The 3,988-nt window shown below is 49.1% G+C and carries 4 protein-coding genes and 1 pseudogene; all 5 read right to left on the reverse strand.

Features of this window, described 5'->3' with window-relative positions; all coding sequences use genetic code 11:
- Positions 1–790: 790 nt before the first annotated feature.
- Positions 791–1,264 carry an N-acetylmuramoyl-L-alanine amidase gene (locus tag ABUA47_RS23510; RefSeq protein WP_035448724.1) on the reverse strand — a complete coding sequence of 158 codons (474 nt, stop codon included), beginning with the start codon at positions 1,262–1,264 and terminating at the stop codon, positions 791–793.
- Positions 1,265–1,310: 46 nt separating this feature from the next.
- On the reverse strand, positions 1,311–1,412 hold the full coding sequence (locus tag ABUA47_RS23515; RefSeq protein WP_005837396.1) for a smalltalk protein: 102 nt from the start codon (positions 1,410–1,412) through the stop codon (positions 1,311–1,313).
- A gap of 156 nt (positions 1,413–1,568) precedes the next feature.
- On the reverse strand, positions 1,569–2,081 hold the full coding sequence (locus ABUA47_RS23520) for an HU family DNA-binding protein (RefSeq protein ID WP_005837397.1): 513 nt from the start codon (positions 2,079–2,081) through the stop codon (positions 1,569–1,571).
- 252 nt (positions 2,082–2,333) lie between these two features.
- The gene (gene dnaB, locus ABUA47_RS23525; RefSeq protein ID WP_035449314.1) at positions 2,334–3,713 is read right to left on the reverse strand and encodes a replicative DNA helicase; all 1,380 of its coding nucleotides are present in this window, start codon (positions 3,711–3,713) and stop codon (positions 2,334–2,336) included.
- Positions 3,703–3,988, reverse strand: a pseudogene (locus tag ABUA47_RS23530) (hypothetical protein); the annotation flags it as partial. The gene dnaB and the pseudogene ABUA47_RS23530, both read right to left, overlap by 11 nt.

A 3,988-nucleotide genomic window follows, 5' to 3' on the forward strand; every position in this document is an offset into this window, starting at 1 on the left:
TAGCGTTCATCCTGAGCCAGGATCAAACTCTTCATTGTAAAAGTATCTTGACTGCGCAAATTAAAAATTAAAGTGCGGCAGCTTAATTATCTGTTCAGGACGCTCGAATTCAAAAAGTTTATCTTTACCTAATCTATATAGAATAAGTATTGACGGTTCTTTTGTTTTACCCAGGTACGACGCGCCTTAATCATTAGTTTCCAATTATTAATTTGCGAAGCACCTGCTCTTGTACTACTTGTATTGTTTATGTAAATCTGTTCAAAGATCGCTTGTTTCACGATTGCTGTTCTTTTCAGAAAGCGGATGCAAAGGTAAGAACTTTAAAGCATATCCTCCAAATATTTTCGGAAGTTTTTTTTTATTTTTTCTTTTTTCTGTATTTTCAAATCCTTTAAACAAGGATAAGAAAAGCAAAACAAGAAAAGTTCTTTTTCTTTGCGAGTCGGACTGCAAAGATAAGGAGAATTATTAATAAGTTCCAAATGTTTTTCGAAAAATATTTTTATCTCTTTTTATTTCTCTGTGTCACCTTCCACACTTCTGTTTCAGTATTTCAATCTTACCACTTTCCTTCTCTTGGAAAGCGGGTGCAAAGGTATAGGATTTAACAATACAAGCCAAACATATCTATCATTTTTTTTAATAAAAATGAAACTTTTTTGTAACTTACTGATTCATAAATGCATTTCGCATGAACAATTTTGAAGAAAGGAAAAAGAGAGAAAATAACTATACATTATATATATACGTGCGCGCGAAGAGCATGAAGAAAGAGAATAAAAACATTTTATAAGCATGCCGGATTGGGTGGTGGCGGTTCTGTCAGTATAGTCGCCGCATCAAAGCAGGGACATTGTTTCACCCACTCTTCCGGCTCTATCTCCCCGTTATGGTTCAGGTCGGGGCTCAGGTCGCGGTGACCGCAAAGCCGGGAACCGGGATAATCCTTCAGCAGCAGCAACACAAGCACACGCAGGGAGTGCTTTTGAAAAAGGGTGCGTGTATCGGCAGGGCGACCGCACTCGTCAAGACCGCCTTCGTAGCAGACACCGATGCTACCTGCATTCCAACCCCGGACATGGGCACCAGGCAGGGACAAGGGACGCAGGGACTTGATGTCACCGTTCTTGCGGATATAAAAATGATAACCTGCGCCGGAGAAGCCCCGGCGCAGGTGGTCTGTCGTCAAGTCGTGCTCCGTATAGCAGCGGTCGCAGCGGGTGGCGGAACAATGGACGACGATAAGATTGATGAATCTCATGAGAATTAAAAATTAGAAATTAAAAATTAAAAGTGAAGGAAACCCGCTACACTGTCATGGCATGGGCGCTCAGGGCACCAATAAGCGCGGAGGCTACAGCGATTATCACTTTCAGAATCTTATCCCAAACAGATGATTTTGTACTCATAAAATTAAGGATTAATAGTTAAGAATTAATGGTTAAGGATTAGTGATTAAGGATTAAGGGCTAATGATTAATGGTTAATCATTAGGGATTGATTAGCGATAAGCGATTTGCTTGTGTTCATTAACCATTAATCACTAACCCTTAATCATTCCTTCTTTATCCCAGCGGATTTTCGCCCTGGTCGCCGTCGTCGCCGGAGCCGCCTCCGGAACCACCGCCTTGATTGCCGCCGCCGGAGCCGCCCTCCTCGGGCTTGTCGAGCACAAAGCCCACATTCGCCGGGCTGCGGGTCACGGCGGTACTGCCGTTCACCAGCTTCAGCTCCTTGTCGGGGATAAAGCGGATATTCACCTTCGAGATATTGCGCACCGTACATTTGTCCGAGGCCTCCATGCCGGGACAGCGGAACGTCATGTGGAAAGTGCCCAGCTGGTTCAGCTTCACCTTGTCGCCATTGGCAAGGTTGCCTTGAATCTCCTCCACCAGGGCTTCGATGACGTGCTTCACGTCGCCCTTCGTCATGGCACAGTTTTTCTGAATGGAGGCGGCAAGGACATCGATGTCCACGGTGCCGCAGGTCTTGGGTTTCTGACGGAGATAGTACAACATGGGCGAAGCCGGGTTGCTCACGATTTTACGGCGCTGGAAGCGCTCTACAATTACATCCATAAATTTAAAAAGTTAAGGTTTAAGTTAAGAAAAATGAGTTATAAGAGAGAAGTGGGTAAGGGAAGGGATAGGGCGCCCGAATCAATGATTATTCCTTTTCTTAAGCACATTACAAAGATACAACATTAAGAAGCGGAAGTCAAGTGTTTTGCCATTTTTTTTACTACAAAAAACACGGAGACACAGAGTTTTTCAAGCAATAAGAAAAATCTCCGTGTCTTTGTGTCTCTGTATTCTATAAATTTCCATCCATCACTTTGCATTCCTCGTCAGCCACTCCAATGGTGGTATGTAGTCCACCAGTTTTGTCATGCTTTGGTTATGATGGAAATAGACTTCACCGGTTTTGCCATTACGGTGCTTGGCTATGATGACGATACCCAGGCCATCGGTGGGATAAGTACTCTTCTTATCGACGGTCTTGCCGTAGAGGGCAGGGCGGCAAAGCAGCATTACCATATCCGCATCCTGCTCTATGGCGCCGCTCTCGCGCAGGTTGCTCAGGGTGGGGCGATGGTCTATGCTACCGTCGCTCGCCCGGTTCAGCTGACTCAGCAGCAGTACGGGGATATCCAGCTCCTTGGCCAGCAGCTTTGCCTTGCGGCTTGCCTGCGCCACTTCCTGCTCGCGGTTGCGGTTTTTCTGGTCACTCCTCATGTCACATAGTTGCAGATAGTCCACAATCACCATGTCACAGCGATTCTTGCTCTTCAGCAGGCGGGCGGAAGAACGCACGCGGTCCATGCTCGTCATCGGATGGTCGTCTATCAGTATGGGCAACCGCGACAACTCGGCAGACGCCTCATGCACCTGCCTCACCTCGCCGGGTGTGAGCTGACCGCTACGCAGGTGTTGCGGGTCTACCCCCTCCGTAGCTGCAAGCAGCCAGCGGTCTCCCAGGCGCTCGCCTTGCATTTCGAGGCTGAAGACCACCACATGACGCCCCGCCATGGCAGCGGCACGGGCTAGGTGGAGGGCAAAGGCCGTCTTCCCCACCGACGGACGGGCAGCAAGGATGTTCAAGTCGCCGCGCTGCCAGCCCGCCGTAACGTGGTCCAGAGCGTCAAAACCCGTAGGGATACCCGTAATGCCGTTGCATCCGTGCTCCATACGCTGCTCCACCTCGGCCAGCGTGTCGTCCATCAGCCGGTCTATGGAGCGAAGGTGGTCGGCTACGCCGCTCTCGTCCTCCAGCCCCTCCAGCAGTCGATGGGCTTCCACCAGGATGTCGTCAATATCCATCGACTCGTCGGCACTGAACGCCAGCAGTTGCTGGAATCCCGTACGCATGATACGCCGCGTGTGCAATTGCCTAAGGATGAGCGCATGATACTCCAGATGAGCACTGGAGCTGACCTTCGAGCTGATGCGTAACAGTTCGTAAGGCCCGCCCACGGCATCGAGTTTGCCACGGGCTGCCAGTTCGTTCTTCAGCGTGATGGTATCTATGGACTTCACGCTGCGATACATCGATTGCAGGGCGGCAAAAATTTCCAGATTCTTCTCCTCGTAGAACATCTCGGGACGAAGTTTGTCCGCCACCAGAGGCATGGCAGCGCGCTCTATCATGCAGGCACCGATGACAGCTTCTTCGAGGTCACTGTCGTGGGAAAAAGTAGTTTCAGTCATCATATTCATTTTCAAAAGATTTGTCCGCCAGATAGGTGGCGGCTTGTTTACAATATTTTTGGTTGTTCAGATGGTCGTAATATTCGTCGATGTTGTCCAGTGCCCGCTGTTTCTCGCCTGCCGTCAATTTTTTCCATTCGCGACGGGCCCGGCCGATGTTTACTTTGGGATGCTCGGTGATGTCATGAAACTTTTCCCAGAAGATGCAGAAGTCCTCTCCCACCCCAGCCACCGGCGCTGCCTTCTTCTTCCGCGGGGCTGCTTTAGGACGGGCATTG

The organism is Bacteroides sp. RTP31139st1_H2_RTP31139_211217, from assembly GCF_040227615.1.
GTDB lineage: Bacteria > Bacteroidota > Bacteroidia > Bacteroidales > Bacteroidaceae > Bacteroides > Bacteroides uniformis.